Source organism: Trinickia symbiotica (assembly GCF_002934455.1).
In the GTDB taxonomy this organism is placed as follows: Bacteria; Pseudomonadota; Gammaproteobacteria; order Burkholderiales; family Burkholderiaceae; genus Trinickia; species Trinickia symbiotica.
In genome coordinates this window covers 281,453-296,879 of sequence record NZ_PTIR01000005.1, presented here as the reverse complement: position 1 = coordinate 296,879, position 15,427 = coordinate 281,453, and the positions used below count along the sequence as shown (strand labels likewise).

The window sequence follows — 15,427 nt, the reverse complement described above, 5'->3', positions numbered from 1 at the left end:
CGGCGCCTCCAGCGTTGTTCATGAACCGCCGTATGCGGAACCGCACGTACGGTGGTGTGAGAGGGCGACGGGGGCAACCCCGTCCCCTACTCGATGGTCGGGCCTGCGCACTAGAACTTTCAGGCGGAGAAGCCGAGCGCATCTTCGATTGCGCGGACCGCCTCGAACGTCGCGGATTGCGAGCAACAGTCGACCACGATGCGCTCCGGCATCGATCGCAGCCATGTCAGCTGTCGCTTGCAGAGCTGACGCGTCGCGAAGATACCTTTGTCGCGCATCGTCGCGTAATCGATCTCGTCATCGAGGTACTCCCAGGCCTGGCGGTAGCCCACGCAGCGCATCGACGGCAGGCCGGGATCGAGGTCGCCACGATCGCGCAGCCGTTTCGCCTCGTCGATGAAACCGGCCGTGAGCATGGCGTCGAAGCGCTCAGCGATCCGTACATGCAGCACGGCACGGTCGGACGGTTCGAGCGCGATCGGGACGAAGCGATAACGCGCGCCGGCATCGTTCGCTTCTCCGTGCGCCGTGTTGCCGCCTTCGATGCGCTCGTCGTCGTCCACAGGACCGCGCCGACGCTCGGCAAGCAGATTCGACATCGGCCGCCCCGTCAGCGCAAAGATCTCGAGCGCGCGCTGAATGCGCTGGGAATCGTTGGGCGCGAGGCGAGCCGCCGTGGCCGGGTCCACCCGCGCCAGCCGCGCATGCAACGCGGGCCATCCTTCGCGCGCCGCATCGGCTTCGAGTTCGGCACGCACGGTAGCGTCGGCCGACGGCAAATCGTCGAGCCCCTGCGAAAGCGCCTTGTAGTAGAGCATCGTGCCGCCGACGAAAAGCGGCACGCGTCCGCGCGCAAGGATTTCGCCGGCGAGGCGCAGCGCATCGGTGCGAAACTCGGCGGCCGAATAGCTATCGGTCGGCTCGATGATGTCGATCAGATGATGGGGCACGGCCGCGCGTTCCTCGCGCGTCGGTTTGGCCGTGCCGATGTCCATGCCGCGGTAGACGAGTGCCGAGTCGATGCTGACGATCTCGACTGGATGTCGCGCCGCGAACGCAAGCGCGGCGGCGGTTTTGCCCGACGCCGTGGGGCCGAGCAGGCAGGCTATCGCGGTTCGGCTCATGTTGGCTCTTTTGAAGCGTCGGCGGTCACTGCCCGCGCAGGAAGAGGCGGTCGAGATCGGCAATGGACAACTGATACCAGGTCGGGCGCCCGTGATTGCATTGATCGGCGCGTTCGGTCGCCTCCATTTGACGCAGCAACGCGTTCATCTCGTCGATCGTGAGGCGCCGGTTCGCGCGGACCGCATGGTGGCAGGCCAGCGTGCCGAGCAACTCGTGCTGGCGCTCGGTCAGCACGCGCGAGCCGCCATACGCGTGCAGATCGGCCAGCACGGCGCGCGCGAGCGAGGGCAGGTCGGCGTCCTTTAGCAACGCCGGCACGGCGCGGATCGCGAGCGTCATCGGCGAAAGCGCGGCGAGGTCGAAGCCGAGCGCGTCGAGCGTTTCCCGCTCTTCTTCCGCGGTGCCGATCTCGACGGCATCGGCCGGCATCGAAATCGGCAGTAACAGCGGCTGTACGGCGATCGATCGTTCCGCCAGCGAGCGCTTGAACTGCTCGTAAAGAATGCGCTCGTGGGCCGCGTGCATGTCGACGATGACGAGCCCCCGCGCATTTTGTGCGAGCACGTAGATGCCATGGATCTGCCCGAGCGCGAAACCGAGCGGATGGTCTTCGTGGGCGTCGTCGGTTCGTTCAATGGCGCTATCGCGCGCTTCTACCTGGTACGCGGGCCGGATCGCGGGCGAGAGCGGATCGTTGGATGCACCATTCGCCCCATCGCCGCTGCCCGCATTTCCCGACGTCTCTTTGCGGCCGAAGAGCGCATCGTAGAGCGCCAACGGTTGCGCGACGGGCAAGCGCCCTTGCGTCATCCGCGCGTCGCGCATCCAGGTCGTGCCGGTGCGTGTCGGGTAGGGTGAGTTCGCGTCGCCTCGCCCGTTGCTCGCGCCGGCCGTATCGATTCCGCCCGATGCCGACGCGGCCGTCGCGCCCGCCAATCGCTCCGCGCCGGGTCCGGGCGGAAACGGCGCTTCGAGATGCGCCGCATGTCCGCCTGCCGTCGTTTCGGCGGAAGCACCCGCGTGACGCGCCAATGCCCGCTGCAGCGCATGAAACACGAACTGATGCACGGCGCGCGAGTCGCGGAATCGGACTTCGATTTTCGAAGGATGCACGTTCACGTCGACCATTTCGGGCGGCAGATCGAGGAAGAGCACGTACGACGGATAGCGATCGCCGTGGAGCACGTCTTCGTAAGCCGAGCGCACGGCGTGCGTGAGCAGCTTGTCCCGCACGAAACGGCCGTTGACGAAGAAGTACTGCTGATCGGCACGGCCGCGGCTCGCCGTCGGCAAGCCGGCGCAGCCGTAGAGCGCGAGCGGCCCCGCTGCTTCGTCGAGCGGCAGGTGCGCCAGCGCGAATCCCTCGCCGAGTATCTTCGCGACACGTTGCGCCGGCTCGCTTGCGTTCCAGTGCTCGAGCGCGCGTCCGTTATGGAGGACCGAAATCGCGACGTCGGGCCGCGCGAGGGCGACCCGGCGAATCATCTCGACGCAATGGCCGAGTTCCGTCTGTTCGCTCTTCAGAAACTTGCGGCGCGCGGGCGTCGTAAAGTAAAGCTCGCGCACTTCGATCGTCGTGCCGACGCCGCCCGCGGACGGCGTCAACGCGCCCGTCTGCGCGTCGATGCGCGTCGCATGAGGCGCGTCGGCCGTGCGGCTCGTAATGCAGGTTTCGGCCACTGAGGCAATGGAGGCGAGCGCCTCGCCGCGAAACCCGAGCGTGGCCACCGATTCGAGCTCGGCGAGCGAGCGGATCTTGCTGGTGGCATGACGCATCAGCGCGAGCGGCAACTCGGCGGCCGGAATGCCGCAGCCGTCGTCGGCGATCGAAATGCGCTTGATGCCGCCCGCATCGAGCAGGATGCGCAGCGTTTTCGCGCCGGCGTCGAGCGCGTTTTCGAGCAACTCCTTGACGACCGAGGCCGGCCGCTCGACGACTTCGCCGGCGGCAATCTGGCTGATCAGCTGGTCGGGCAGCGGCTGGATGGCGCGCGCGGCCGGTCGCGCCCGCGATGCGAGCGAAGAAGGCGCGGCGGCCGGCGGTTCGGGGAACTCGGACATTCGGCGATTATAGCGATTCGATGTCGGGCAGTTTCGGTATCATGGCGGCGATTGTTCGACTCACCGGCGCGTCGTCGCGGCCGGGGCCATTGACGAGAAGGGATGATTTTGGACACGCTGCTTCATTTCGCCGGATTGATTCTCCACATCGATACGTTCCTCGGCCAGTTCGTCCAGCAATATGGCGCATGGGTGTATGCGGTATTGTTCCTGATCGTCTTTTGCGAAACGGGGCTCGTGATCCTGCCGTTTTTGCCAGGCGATTCCCTGCTTTTCATCGGCGGGGCGTTTTGCGCGACGGGCGAAATGAATTTCGCGGCCCTGATCATATTGCTGCTCGCGGCATCGGTCAGCGGCAACAGCTTGAACTATGCGATCGGGCGAGCGCTCGGGCCGAAAGTATTCAACACGCATATCCCTTATCTCGAGCGCTTTCTCGACCGCGTCGCGCTGCAAAGGACGCACGACTTCTACGAGCGGCACGGCGGCAAGACGATCGTTCTCGCGCGCTTCATTCCCGTGATACGGACCTTCGCGCCGTTCGTCGCGGGCGTCTCCTGCATGCGCGCCGGCCGCTTCCAGTTCTTCAACGTCTCGGGCGCGGCGCTTTGGGTTCTCCTGCTCGTGCTGGCCGGCTACTTTTTCGGCAACATCCCATTCATCAAGCAGTATCTGAACGTCATCGTGCTCGTCGGCATCGGCGCGGCCATCGTGCCGATCGTCCTCGCGGCGCTTTGGCGTATGTGGCGCAAGAAAGCCGCCGCGCCGATGGTGCGCAAGCCGGACAGCCGTTGAGCTCGCATGCGGATAGAGACAGACCTCCCTGAACTACTGCTCATCACCCCTGAACCCGAACCGGACGCCGATGGACGATTCGGGCGCTTCCTCGATCAGCTCGATCGCGCATTGGCGCGCGGCATCGCGCTGGTGCAACTGCGCGCGAAACGGCTCGACGCCGCCCGTTTCGACGAACTCGCGGCTCAGGCGCTGATCCTATCGCACGGGCGCGGCGCACGGCTCATCGTCAACGGGCCGCGAGGGCATGCCGCCATCGTCGCGGCGCCGAACCCCTCAGCGTCGGGCCTCGATCCGACCGGTCATGGCGGTGGGGTCGCCGGTGCCGACGGCTTCCATCTCACGAGCGAACAACTGATGAAACGCTCGACACGTGCGCTGTCCGACGCAAAATTGCTGTCGGCCGCATGCCATACCGAAGAGCAGTTGGCGCGGGCGGAGCGCGTCGGCGCCGATTTCGTGACGCTTTCGCCCGTCCTGCCGACGGCGAGCCACCCGGGCGCACCGACGCTCGGTTGGGAGCGTTTCGGCGAATGCGTCGGCCGAGCCCGTGTGCCCGTTTACGCGCTCGGCGGCATGACGCGCGAGCATTGCGCCAAGGCGCGCGCGCTCGGGGCGCAAGGCATTGCGTCGATCACCGGGCTCTGGTAGCGCATCGATTCTCCCCAGTGGCGTTCGAGGCACGCGCGTTGCAACTTAACGCGAGAGCCTCGCGCTCGCCAGCGTTATTGAAGAGTGGCATCGGCTGAATCCAACTGGAGGGAATCCATCATGGCAGCACGCAAGACACTCGAGGATCTGTTCATTCACGATCTCTCGGATATCTACAGCGCCGAAAAACAATTGACACGTGCGCTCGCTAAACTATCGCGAGCGGCGGCGAACACCGAGCTTTCGAAGGCGTTCGAGACACATTTGCACGAGACGGAGGGCCAAATCGAGCGGATAGACAAAGTCGTCGAAATTTGCGGTGTCCGACTCAAGCGGATCAAGTGTGTGGCGATGGAAGGCCTCATCGAGGAGGGGCAGGAACTCGTCGACGAGATCGAGAAGGGTCCGGTGCTCGATGCCGGACTCATCGGCGCGGCACAGAAAGTCGAGCACTACGAGATCTCGGCGTACGGCACGCTCTGTGCGCTCGGCAAGCAGCTCGGCCGGGAGGATGCCGTGAAGCTGTTGCATGAGACGCTCGAGGAAGAAAAAGCGACGGACCAGAAGCTTTCGCAATTTGCCGAGCAGATCGGCAATCCGCAGGCCAAGAAGGCCTGACGCGCAATCACTGTCCAATCACTTTCGAGGGAGCACGACGATGAATTCACCTGCAGTCGAATATGTTGGTTCAGTCGAGCAGGCCACGGCAGGATCGATCGCCGGTATTGCCCAGCGAACGCTGGACGGCTTCCGGCGGCTCGCCCATCTCAATCTCGAGACGGCCCAGAGCGCCTTGAGCGAGCAGCGCGAGATTGCGGAGGAAGCTGTAACGTCGCGATCGCTCGACTGGCTACTTCTGCTGCCGCCCGCGCAGGTCGAGGCTGCCATGAAGAAATCGCTCGCCTATTGGCGCGATGCGAGCGATATCGCGATCGAGACCATTGCCGATAGCGTTGGATCGAGCCTGTGCGGTTTCAGTGAGTTTGCTCGTTGGACGTCGTCGTTGCTGGGCGATGCGGTATCGCGTATCCCGGCGTCGGAATCGACGAGCCTCGTTATTGCCGATCCCGACGCCAATTTGCCGCTGATTGCCGACGCGGAGGATGCCGATGTGAGGGCGGGCAGAAGAAAAAGGTCGGTCAAGCCGGCCGACGAGGAAGGCGGCGACGGTTCGACGATGAAGCAGTAGTGCCATCCCTGAGCGCATGATGTCAAGCGCTGCTCGGCTTGCCTGTGAACGCCGATATCGGTTTGTCGATATCGCGTTCGAGGCCGGCCGAGAATGCCTTCAGTCCTTCGATGAGCGGCGTCAGCGCTTGCCAGAGCGCGTCGTCGTGCAGCATGCGATAAGCGCCGCTCACACCCGGCGCCGTATTCCCGTCCTCTTGCGGCTGCCATGTGCTCGCCGCATGAAACGCGTCCGTCATCGCAAACGCGGCTTTGTAGAATTGCTGCGGCGAGATGCGCGATAGCGCCATGAGCACGATCGCCAGATTCTGGATCGCGTTCAGCGTGCCTTCTTTTTCGAGCCCGCTCACGAGCACCTGAGCGACCGGCGTCTTCGCGCCGACGAGGTCGTTCGCGAAGCGTAGAACGCCGTGCCGGTGCAGGTTTTGCAGCAGACGTTCGAGCTCTTCGTGCGCATCGGGTCCGATCTCGGGCACGCTGGCTTGGTAGTGAATCCGTTCGGCCATTACATTCTCTCCGGGTGTGGCACCTGCGCGGGCGGGCGCGTGTAGTCCTGACGCGCCCACTTCTCGGCCGCGTCGATTCCATCGATGGGCGTGCGCTCGTGGTTGCGGTAATTGCTCGGCGGCAGCGGCGGACCGTCCTTCGCGCGCGGCAACACCTCGAGCTTGGCGGCGACCTCCTTGTAGGCCGGCGTGTTGACGTCCGGGTCATGGTGCTCGCCCGTCATCTCATTGACGCCGGGCTTGCCCTGGTGGATCGGCACGAAGAGCGTCTTGCCGCGCACGCGGTCGGTGACGAGCGCCGTCAGCTCGGCCGAGCCGCGCCGAGAACTGATGCGCACCCAGGCCCCGCTTTCGATGCCGCGCTCGGCGGCGAGCTCGGGGCTCACCTCCACGAACCAGTTCGGCGCCTCGTGCCAGATGCGCGGGCCGCGCCCGGTCTGATTCGTCGATTGAAACTGCTCGAGCATGCGTCCGTTGTCGAGCATGAGATCGTATTCGTTGTCGGCGTCCTCGTCGGGTGCCTTCCATTCGAGCGCGTAGAGCACGGCCTTGCCGTCGTCGGTATGGAAGCGATCGGTATAAAGCAGCGGCGTATCGGTGCCGTCGGGCTTCACCGGCCAGACGAGCGACTTCCATCCTTCGAGCCGCTCGTAGTTGACGCCGGCGAACATCTGAGCGATGCCGGCGACTTCGTCCATGATTTGCGACGGGTGCGTATATCCCCACGGATGGCCCATGCGTGCGGCGAGATCGGTGAGGATGCGCCAGTCGGGGCGGCAGTTTCCGAGCGGCGGCATGACTTCGTAGAAGCGCTGAATACGCCGCTCGGTGTTGACGAACGTGCCCTCTTTCTCGACGCTCGGACATCCAGGCAGCACGACATCGGCGAACTCTGCCGTCCGGCTCATGAAGATGTCCTGCACGACGAGGAAGTCGATTTCGCGGAAGGCCTTGTGGACGTTTTCGGAATCGGCATCGGAAAACGCCGTTTCCTCGCCGATGACGTACATCGCCTTCAGTCGCTTTTGCGCGGCCTCTTCGACCATCATGAAGTTGTCCTGACCGATCTTGCCCGAAAGGCGGCTCGCATCGATGCCCCATGCCTTGGCCCATTTCTCCCGCACTTTCTCGTCAGTCACCTTCTCGTACCCGGGGAAGACGTTCTTCAGGCAGCCGAAGTCGCTCGCTCCCTGTACGTTGTTGTGTCCGCGCATCGGGTAGCCGCCCGTGCCGGGCCGGCCGTAGTTGCCCGTCACGATGAGCAGGTTCGAGAGGGCAGTGCTCGTGTCCGCGCCATGGCTGTGTTGCGTGATGCCCATCGCCCATAAAAGGCAGACGCTCTTCGCCTGACCGATCATTTCGCCGGCCGCCGCAAGCTGGCCGCGAGGGATGTTCGTCATGCGCTCCGCGAATTCGAGCGTGAACGGCTCCAGCGAGCGCCGATATTCCTCGACCTTGTTGACTCGCTTGGCGAGAAAGTCCAGGTCGGCATAGCCATGCTCGAACATGTAGCGCGAGAGCGCCGAGGCCCAGATCAGATCGGTGCTTGCCTTCGGCCGCAGATAAATGTCGGCGCGCTCGGCCATTTCGTGGCGCCGCGGGTCGACGACGAGGAGCTTCTGTCCGCGCAGCTTGTGCGCGGCCTTGATTTTCGAGGCGATGACGGGATGGTTTTCGGCCGTGTTGCTGCCGACGATGACGACGAGATCGGCTGATTCGATGTCGGCGATCGTGCCGGCGTCGCCGCCGTAGCCGACCGTGCGAAAGAGTCCCATCGTCGCGGGGTTCTGGCAATAGCGCGACGAGTTGTCGACGCTGTTCGTGCCGATGATGAGCCGCGCGATTTTTTGCGTGAGGTACGCCTCCTCGTTGCTCGCCTTGCTCGAGCCAATAAAGCCGATGCTGTCGGGTCCGTGCGCGTCGCGAATCTCGAGCAGGCGGCGCGCAACGAGGCTGAGCGCCTCGTCCCAGCTCGCCTCGCGAAAGCAGTTGTGCTCGCGATCGCGGATGAGCGGCGTCGTGAGCCGCTCCTTGTCATTGATGAAGTCCCACGCGAACTTGCCTTTGATGCAGGTCGAGATGCCGTTGACGGGCGCTTCGACGACCGGCTGCACCTTCAGCAGATGCCGGTCGCGCGTCCACATCTCGAACGAGCAACCGACGCCGCAGTAGGTGCAAACCGTTTTCGTCCGCTTGATCTCCGGCTGCCGCCAGTGCATGTCCATCTTCGAGAGCGCGGTGATGGGCGGGGCGCCGACGGTGTTTTCGAGCGTCTTCACGACCTCGATCAGCGGCCGTTTCAGCGATTGCGGCATCGATGTGAAGGGGCCCGCGTCCGGCTGCATCGTCTTTTCCATCAGCGCGTTGCAGGGGCAGACGGTCACGCAATGCCCGCAGCTCACACAGCTCGATTCGTCGATGGGCTTGCCGCCGTCCCAGAGCACGCGCGGATGCTCCGCCGAGAAGTCGATGCTGAGCGTTTCGTTGACTTCGACGTTCTGGCAGGCTTCGACGCAACGGCCGCAGAGAATGCATTGATCGGGGTCGTAGGTATAGAACTGGCTCGATTCGTCCTTTTCGTAGGGCTTGCGCTCGAACGGATAGCGCTGGATCGGCATGTTCATTTGCGCCATCGTGTTGTGCAACGTGCAGTCGCCCGTGTTGTTTTCGCAGACGGTGCAATAGAGTTCGTGCTTGGCCAGCAGCCTGTCCATGCCCTCGCGCTGGGCGGCCATGGCGGCTTCGCTCGCGCTCGAAATAACGAGTCCGTCGGCCGATTTCACCGCGCAGCCGCGTTCGAGCTGACCGTCCATCTCGACCCAGCAGACGTCGCAGGTCTGCAAAGCGCCGAGCGAACGGTGATAGCAGACGTGGGGCAGTGCGATTCCGTGTTCCGCGAGAAAGTCCACCAGCGGCTGGCCCGCTTTGCCGGTCAGCGTCTTACCGTCGAACGTCAGCGTGCATTCGTTTGCTTCGGCCATCGTCTTTCCTCCGAGCGTTTCATGAGCCGTTTTAACGGCGCATCTGGGAAGCAGGCAGCATGGGCCGTACCAGACACTGCGGAGCTCGAAGAGAAGAAAAGCGGGACGCGGAAACGATGAGGCACGTGCGGTGCTGCGCCCAACGTGCACGGTGAAGGAGGATGCGATGACCGACCGGCAGGGAAGTAACGAGACCCGTTCGCGCCCCGGCTCAACGCCGGATGCGTCCGGCGGCGCGCGGTTCTGGCGCCGCTCTTTGACTTCGGGCTCGGCGGCAGGCGCGCTTGCCGCCGCCGTCGCGGCCTGGCGAGCGCGCACCGACGGGACGACGGCGTGTGCCCCGATCAATGCGGTGACGCATTGCCTATGGCCCGAAGCCGCGCCCAGAGCGACGACATGGAGCGTGCGCCACACGGTGACGGGGTTGGCCATCCATCAAGCCGCGGCGGTATTCTGGGGCGTGCTTTTCGAAAAGCTCGTCCCGCGCATGCCCCGCCAACGGCCTGCTCGCACGGCCGGGGCGGCGGCCGCCACCGCGGCGACGGCCTATCTCGTCGACTATCACGTCGTGCCGAAACGACTGACGCCGGGCTTCGAGGCACATTTGTCGCCGCGCTCGATGGCCTGCGTCTACGCCGCGATTGCCACGGGCTTCGCCGTGGCCGCATTGGCGAGGAGGCCGGCGCGTTGAGCCCGCGGCGGCCGCGCTCGCGCATCGGGCACAACTGCCAGGCGCGATAGGTCAAAATACCGGACGCGTCGGGGTATATTGTGACGGTTCCCGATCCCGTCGGAGCCTGTCATGCAGCCGCTCGTGGAATCCTTCTTCGATCCCGTCACGTCGACGTTCACCTACGTCGTGCATGCGGGCGACGGGTCGCCATGCGCGATCGTGGATTCGGTGCTCGACTACAATCCATGCTCGGGGCGCACATCGACGGTCGCGGCCGACCGCGTGGTGGCGTTCGTGCGCGCGCACGGGCTCAGCGTGCAATGGCTGCTCGAAACGCATGCGCATGCCGATCACCTGTCGGCGGCGCAATACCTGAAGCGCGAGCTCGGCGGGAAGACCGCGATCGGCGAGCAGATCCGCGCCGTGCAGCATACGTTCAAGCGTGTCTTCAATCTCGGCGCCGATGTGCCGGCCGACGGCACGCAGTTCGATCATTTGTTCACATCGGACGAAACCTTTTCGATCGGCTCGCTGACGGCTGAGGCGCTGCACGTGCCCGGCCACACCCCGGCCGATATGGCATACAAGGTCGGCGATGCGGTCTTCGTCGGGGACACCCTTTTCATGCCCGATGTGGGGTCCGCGCGCTGCGATTTCCCCGGTGGCGATGCCCATTCGCTCTACCGTTCGGTGACGAAGCTGCTGTCGCTGCCGGCCGAAACGCGGCTTTTCATGTGCCACGACTATCCGCCGCCTACGCGAGAGGCCTGCTGTCAGACGACGGTCGCCGAAGAGCGGCACATGAATATTCATCTGCGCGAGGGCGTGGCGGAGAGCGACTTCGTCGAAATGCGCACGCGCCGCGATCGCACGCTCTCGATGCCGGCGCTGATCATTCCGTCGGTGCAGGTCAATATCCGCGCGGGCGAAATGCCGCCGCCGGAATCGAACGGCGTTCCCTATTTGAAAATCCCCGTCAACGGTTTCTAGTTGCCGGCCGCGTCGTGCGGCGGCCGCGCCCCGTCGCGAGCCCTGGCCGCGAATCCTTTCGGACTGCTGACGAGTACGCCGCGGCGACCTTGAAGCCGCGTTCAGCATAGAATCGTGGCTCCCGGAGGGAGTCATCATCGGACGAACGAGCAGCCGGCGTCGCGAGCACGAATATGCGGATATTGGTCATTGAAGACGACGGTCGAGAAGCTCGACACGCGCATCGATGTCGAAAACGTGCCGACCGAGCTGAGCGCGCTCACGCAGTCGCTCAACGCAATGCTCGATCGCCTCCATCGCGGCTTCGAACGCATTTCGCAATACACGGCCGATCTCGCGCACGATATGCGCACACCGCTCGGCAACCTGCGCGGGTCGGCCGAGGTGGCGCTCGCGCGAACGTACGGTCGAGGAATATCAGGCGGTGCTCGCCTCGAACCTCGAGGAGTGTGAGCGGCTATCGCGGATGATCGAAAGCGTGCTGTTTCTCGCGCGGGCGGAGCACCCGCAATTCGTCACGCAATTGCGCGAGCTCGATGCGGTGGAAGAGCTCACGCGTATTGCGCAGTATTTCGAAGGGGTGGCCGACGATGGGGGCATTCGGCTGAGCGTGAAGGGCGATCCTTCAGTCAAGCTGCAAGCCGACGTCGAGTTGATGAGGCGAGCCATCAACAATCTGCTCGCCAACGCACTCCACTATACGCCGCCGGGCAAGGAAATCGCCCTCGAGGCCGCGCGAGCGGAGGACGGTACACGGATCGTGGTGGCCAACGAAGGCGCCCCCATCGATCCCGCATTGCTCGAGCGCATCCTCGATCGGTTCTACCGAGCGAATCCGGCGTGCAAGAGCGATCCCGGTTCGGTCGGCTCGGCCGGACTCGGCTTCGCGATCGTGCGCACGATCATGGAGCTGCATGGGGGCACCGCGCGCGCCGAGAGCGATGCATCCTGACCTTTCCCGAGGGAACGGCTACCCGCTGATCGTTTCGGCGAGGAACCAGGCGCGCCGCTGCGCTTCGTCGATCCAGTTTTCGAGCAGGCTCGCCGTCGCGACGTCGTCGTGCTTGTCGCAGACCTCGTGCGCTTCCAGCATGAATGCGGCAAGGCGAAGATTGTCGTCGCGCAGCTCAGCAAGCATCGCGAGCGGTGCGACGGAGTCGGCGTCGTTGTCCGAGATGCGCTGCCTGCGCGCGATGTCGCCGATCGAGCGCAGCGTCGATCCGCCGATCTTGCGCACGCGCTCGGCGATGTCGTCGGTGATGGCGAAGAGCTGTTCGCCTTGCTCGTCGAGCAGCAGATGGTAGTCGCGGAAGTGGGGGCCGCGCATATGCCAATGGAAGTTCTTCGTCTTCAGATAGACCGCGAAGACATCGGCCAGCAGCGGATTGAGTTGCTCCGAGATTTCATCGATTGCCTGCTTGCCGAAAGGATTTTGCGCGTTTGCTGAGGTGGCGCGAGTGTTCATGACGACTCCTGTTTCCTGTTGTGTCTGATTGACGGTCAGGGCTTCGAACGGCACGGCGAAACGCTTGCGCACCAGTATAGAAGAGAGCGCAAGCGCATGCATTTTGGCCGACCTCAAGCCCCGGGCTTGCTTGTTCCAGTGCCCGCTTCGTCTGGAACATTTCCTCGGCGGGGCGTCGGCTTGGCGGATTTGTCCGCGCTTGTGGCGCCGGTATCCGCGCCGGCGAGGGCGGTGCGGTCCCAGCCGCCGCCGAGCGCTTTCACGAGCAGGGCCGCCGCGTCGACACGGCGGGCCTGGATCTGGTCTTCGGTACGCTCGTTCGTCAATGCGATGGTCTGCGCCGTGACGACATCGATGTAGCTCACGGCCCCCGCCCGATAGCGATTCATAGTCAGCTTCAGCGACAGTTGCGCCGACTGCGTGGCGATGTGCTGCGTCTGCTCTTCGCTTGCCTGGATGTCAACTGTTGAATGATCGCGAGCGTGGAAGTGCTGCCCGTCTTTTCGATGGTGAGCCCGCGCGCGATGCGCGATTGACCCGCAGTGTGCCGGCGGGGCACTGACCCCGCCGTTACGTCGACATTACAAGTTCGTTATCTGGATGAGCGCTTGAGCCTCGGGGGCTCGGGGCGCTCGAGGGGCTCGAGGGGCTCGAGGGGCTGTGGGACGTTTAGGGCCGAGGAGGGGTGGCAGGCACCGGGAAGTACACGCCCGCGCGCTGTGCCGCCGCGACGATATGCGTTTCGATCGCGCGCCCGGCGCGGTCCGGATCGCGGCTTCGCAATGCCTCGACGATCGCCGCATGCTCACGATGAGTCGATAAAACGAGTTCCCGTTGATAGAACGGCAGGCGCTGGCTTTCCTGCATGATGTCGGCGCTGTTGCGCAGGATCGTTTCGATCGCCGAGTTCCCGGCGAGCGCGACGATCCGCATATGGAAGTCGAAGTCCAGCCGGGCGGCGGTCTCGAATTCGCCGTCCGTGAGCGCGACGCGCAGTGCGTCGAGGTTCTCCTCCAATGGCGCGAGATCGTCTTCGCCGATCGCCACGACCGCGAGGCGCGCGACGAATCCCTCGAGCGCATAACGCATTTGGTAGGTATCGGGCAGCGAAACCTGATCGGCGAAGCGCCACCGTTGAGGATGAGCCGGCCGAGCGCGAGCGACATAGACGCCTTTGCCGGCGCGGATCGTCACGAGCCCGAGCGCCTCGAGCGTCGACAGCGCCTCGCGCAACGAGGCACGGCTGATCTGGAGCTCGTCGGAAAGCTGCCGCTGCGCCGGCAACAGACTGCCGACGGGGTAGACGCCTTGATGAATGCGCTCTTTAATCGTTGCGGCGGCGGCTTCGGTGACGGTTTGGGCGATGCTGCTCATGCGGTCCTCTGCGGTCAGACCGGTAGTTTAGTACCGTCTGGTCGAAATGGGGTGCCAGCGCGCCACCGGCACGGCCGCGCGATCGATTTTTCCGGTGGAATCGGAGCGTCGATAGGCGCGGGTTAACCCCCTCGCGGCTTTGCTTGACGCTGCCATATTGGGTTTCTAATATTCGCCTTAACGAGTGAGGTCTGACCAGTTAGACCAGTCCGGCCAGCCTCGTGAATTCCGCGTCGACAGGAGGCCTGCCGTGTTCAGATTTCTCAATTCGTTATTTGGGCGCGTCATCGTCGCCCTCGTCGCCGGTGTCGTGCTCGGCGCGTTGTTTCCGCATTTCGGCGAATCGCTGCGTCCGTTGGGCGACGGTTTCCTGAAGCTGATCAAGATGGTGGTCGGACCGATCGTTTTTTGCGTCGTGGTAAGCGGTATGGCGAGCACGGGCGATCTGAAGAAGGTGGGCCGCGTGGGCGTCAAGGCGATTGCCTATTTCGAGGTCATGACGACGATCGCGCTCGTGATTGGGGCGCTGCTGGCCTGGTTCGTGCAACCGGGCGCCGGCATGAACGCCGACTTGCGCAACGTCGACGCGGCTTCGCTCTCTACCTACACCGAGCACGCCAAGAGTCTGAAGGACGTCGGCGGCTTCTTGCTGAAGATCATTCCCGATACCGTCGGCGACGCGTTCGCACGCGGGGATATCCTGCAGGTGCTCGTCTTTTCCGTCCTCTTCGGTGCGGCGCTTTCTCTGCTCGGCGATAAAGCGGCCCGCGTCAGCGGCTTTATCGACGAGCTCGCGCAGACGTTCTTTCGCATCATGGGCTTCGTCATCAAGCTCGCCCCCCTCGGCGTGCTCGGTGCCATCGCGTTCACGACCGGCAAGTACGGGGTCACTTCGTTGAAGCAACTCGGCATGCTCGTCGTCGTCTTCTACGCGAGCTGCGTCGTATTCGTCTGTGTCGTGCTCGGGATCGTCATGCGCATCGCGGGCTTCAACATCTTCAAGCTGATCCGCTACTTCAAGGACGAACTCTCAATTGTCCTCGGGACCGCATCGTCGGATGCCGTGTTGCCGCAGGTCATGCGCAAGCTGGAGTGGCTCGGCGTCAAGGATTCGACGGTCGGGCTCGTCATTCCGACCGGCTATTCGTTCAATCTCGACGGCTTCTCCATCTATCTGACGCTTGCCGTCATCTTCATCGCCCAGGCGACCAATACGCCGCTGTCGATGCACGACCTCATCGTCGTCGTGCTCGTCTCGCTCGTCACCTCGAAGGGGGCGCATGGCATTCCGGGATCGGCCATCGTGATTCTCGCGGCCACGCTGTCGACGATTCCTGCCATTCCGGTGCTGGGCCTCGTGTTGATCCTTCCCGCCGATTGGTTCGTCGGCATCGCTCGCGCACTGACGAACCTGATCGGCAATTGCGTCGCGACGATCGTCGTCGCGTCCTGGGAGAACGACATCGATCGCGCCCGTGCCAAGCGTGTGCTCGACGGGGACGCCGATCTTCAGTTCGTGCCCGACACCGTGGCTCCGCTCGGCGCCGAAGCGCCGATCGCCGCGGCGCGTGCGGGCTGATTGCGGCCGCGGCAAGCGATTCTTTCATTCATTCCGTTA

13 protein-coding genes and 2 pseudogenes are annotated in these 15,427 nt (G+C 64.2%); 8 read left to right on the top strand and 7 right to left on the bottom strand.

What is annotated here, in order from left to right:
- Window positions 1-119 precede the first annotated feature (119 nt).
- Together miaA and mutL are read right to left on the bottom strand one after the other, a co-directional pair.
- Complete coding sequence (gene miaA, locus B0G57_RS10620; protein ID WP_018442601.1) at window positions 120-1,124, bottom strand: tRNA (adenosine(37)-N6)-dimethylallyltransferase MiaA; 1,005 nt, start codon at window positions 1,122-1,124, stop codon at window positions 120-122.
- Window positions 1,125-1,149: 25 nt separating this feature from the next.
- A complete protein-coding gene (mutL, locus tag B0G57_RS10615; protein ID WP_018442600.1) occupies window positions 1,150-3,186 on the bottom strand; it encodes a DNA mismatch repair endonuclease MutL in 2,037 nt (678 codons plus the stop codon).
- Window positions 3,187-3,294: 108 nt separating this feature from the next.
- Here mutL and B0G57_RS10610 point away from each other — a divergent pair, with 108 nt between their 5' ends.
- The 4 genes from B0G57_RS10610 (at window position 3,295) to B0G57_RS10595 (ending at window position 5,821) form a co-directional block, all read left to right on the top strand.
- On the top strand, window positions 3,295-3,981 hold the full coding sequence (locus B0G57_RS10610) for a DedA family protein (RefSeq protein WP_026230029.1): 687 nt from the start codon (window positions 3,295-3,297) through the stop codon (window positions 3,979-3,981).
- A 6-nt stretch (window positions 3,982-3,987) separates the two neighbouring features.
- Window positions 3,988-4,632: a thiamine phosphate synthase gene (locus tag B0G57_RS10605; RefSeq protein WP_018442598.1), complete on the top strand. Its 645-nt coding sequence runs from the start codon at window positions 3,988-3,990 to the stop codon at window positions 4,630-4,632.
- A 120-nt stretch (window positions 4,633-4,752) separates the two neighbouring features.
- Complete coding sequence (locus B0G57_RS10600; protein ID WP_018442597.1) at window positions 4,753-5,250, top strand: YciE/YciF ferroxidase family protein; 498 nt, start codon at window positions 4,753-4,755, stop codon at window positions 5,248-5,250.
- Window positions 5,251-5,290: 40 nt separating this feature from the next.
- Window positions 5,291-5,821: a phasin family protein gene (locus B0G57_RS10595; protein ID WP_018442596.1), complete on the top strand. Its 531-nt coding sequence runs from the start codon at window positions 5,291-5,293 to the stop codon at window positions 5,819-5,821.
- 22 nt (window positions 5,822-5,843) lie between these two features.
- Here the strand turns inward: B0G57_RS10595 and B0G57_RS10590 are convergent, their stop codons facing one another.
- Together B0G57_RS10590 and fdhF are read right to left on the bottom strand one after the other, a co-directional pair.
- Entirely contained in the window at window positions 5,844-6,326 is a 483-nt protein-coding gene (locus tag B0G57_RS10590) for a DUF1641 domain-containing protein (protein WP_018442595.1), read from the bottom strand.
- A complete protein-coding gene (fdhF, locus tag B0G57_RS10585) occupies window positions 6,326-9,307 on the bottom strand; it encodes a formate dehydrogenase subunit alpha (protein ID WP_018442594.1) in 2,982 nt (993 codons plus the stop codon). The genes B0G57_RS10590 and fdhF overlap by 1 nt, the downstream gene beginning before the upstream one ends.
- A 166-nt stretch (window positions 9,308-9,473) precedes the next feature.
- Between fdhF and B0G57_RS10580 the strand changes: the two genes are divergently transcribed.
- From B0G57_RS10580 to B0G57_RS10570, 3 genes and pseudogenes are all read left to right on the top strand, one after another.
- Complete coding sequence (locus B0G57_RS10580; protein WP_223258777.1) at window positions 9,474-9,998, top strand: hypothetical protein; 525 nt, start codon at window positions 9,474-9,476, stop codon at window positions 9,996-9,998.
- A gap of 111 nt (window positions 9,999-10,109) precedes the next feature.
- Window positions 10,110-10,970, top strand: coding sequence for an MBL fold metallo-hydrolase (locus B0G57_RS10575; protein ID WP_018442592.1), 861 nt, complete (start codon window positions 10,110-10,112; stop codon window positions 10,968-10,970).
- A 198-nt stretch (window positions 10,971-11,168) separates the two neighbouring features.
- Window positions 11,169-11,922: pseudogene (locus tag B0G57_RS10570) on the top strand (heavy metal sensor histidine kinase); the annotation flags it as partial.
- An 18-nt stretch (window positions 11,923-11,940) separates the two neighbouring features.
- Here B0G57_RS10570 and B0G57_RS10565 read toward each other — a convergent pair.
- From B0G57_RS10565 to B0G57_RS10555, 3 genes and pseudogenes are all read right to left on the bottom strand, one after another.
- Window positions 11,941-12,435 (bottom strand): Dps family protein, encoded by a 495-nt coding sequence (locus tag B0G57_RS10565; protein ID WP_035469210.1) that lies wholly within the window; start codon window positions 12,433-12,435, stop codon window positions 11,941-11,943.
- A gap of 113 nt (window positions 12,436-12,548) precedes the next feature.
- Window positions 12,549-12,905, bottom strand: a pseudogene (locus tag B0G57_RS31335) (RND transporter); the annotation flags it as partial.
- A 199-nt stretch (window positions 12,906-13,104) separates the two neighbouring features.
- Complete coding sequence (locus B0G57_RS10555) at window positions 13,105-13,809, bottom strand: FadR/GntR family transcriptional regulator (RefSeq protein ID WP_018442589.1); 705 nt, start codon at window positions 13,807-13,809, stop codon at window positions 13,105-13,107.
- 250 nt (window positions 13,810-14,059) lie between these two features.
- Here B0G57_RS10555 and B0G57_RS10550 point away from each other — a divergent pair, with 250 nt between their 5' ends.
- Window positions 14,060-15,388, top strand: a complete 1,329-nt coding sequence (locus tag B0G57_RS10550; RefSeq protein ID WP_018442588.1) for a C4-dicarboxylate transporter DctA — start codon at window positions 14,060-14,062, stop codon at window positions 15,386-15,388.
- Window positions 15,389-15,427: the final 39 nt, after the last annotated feature.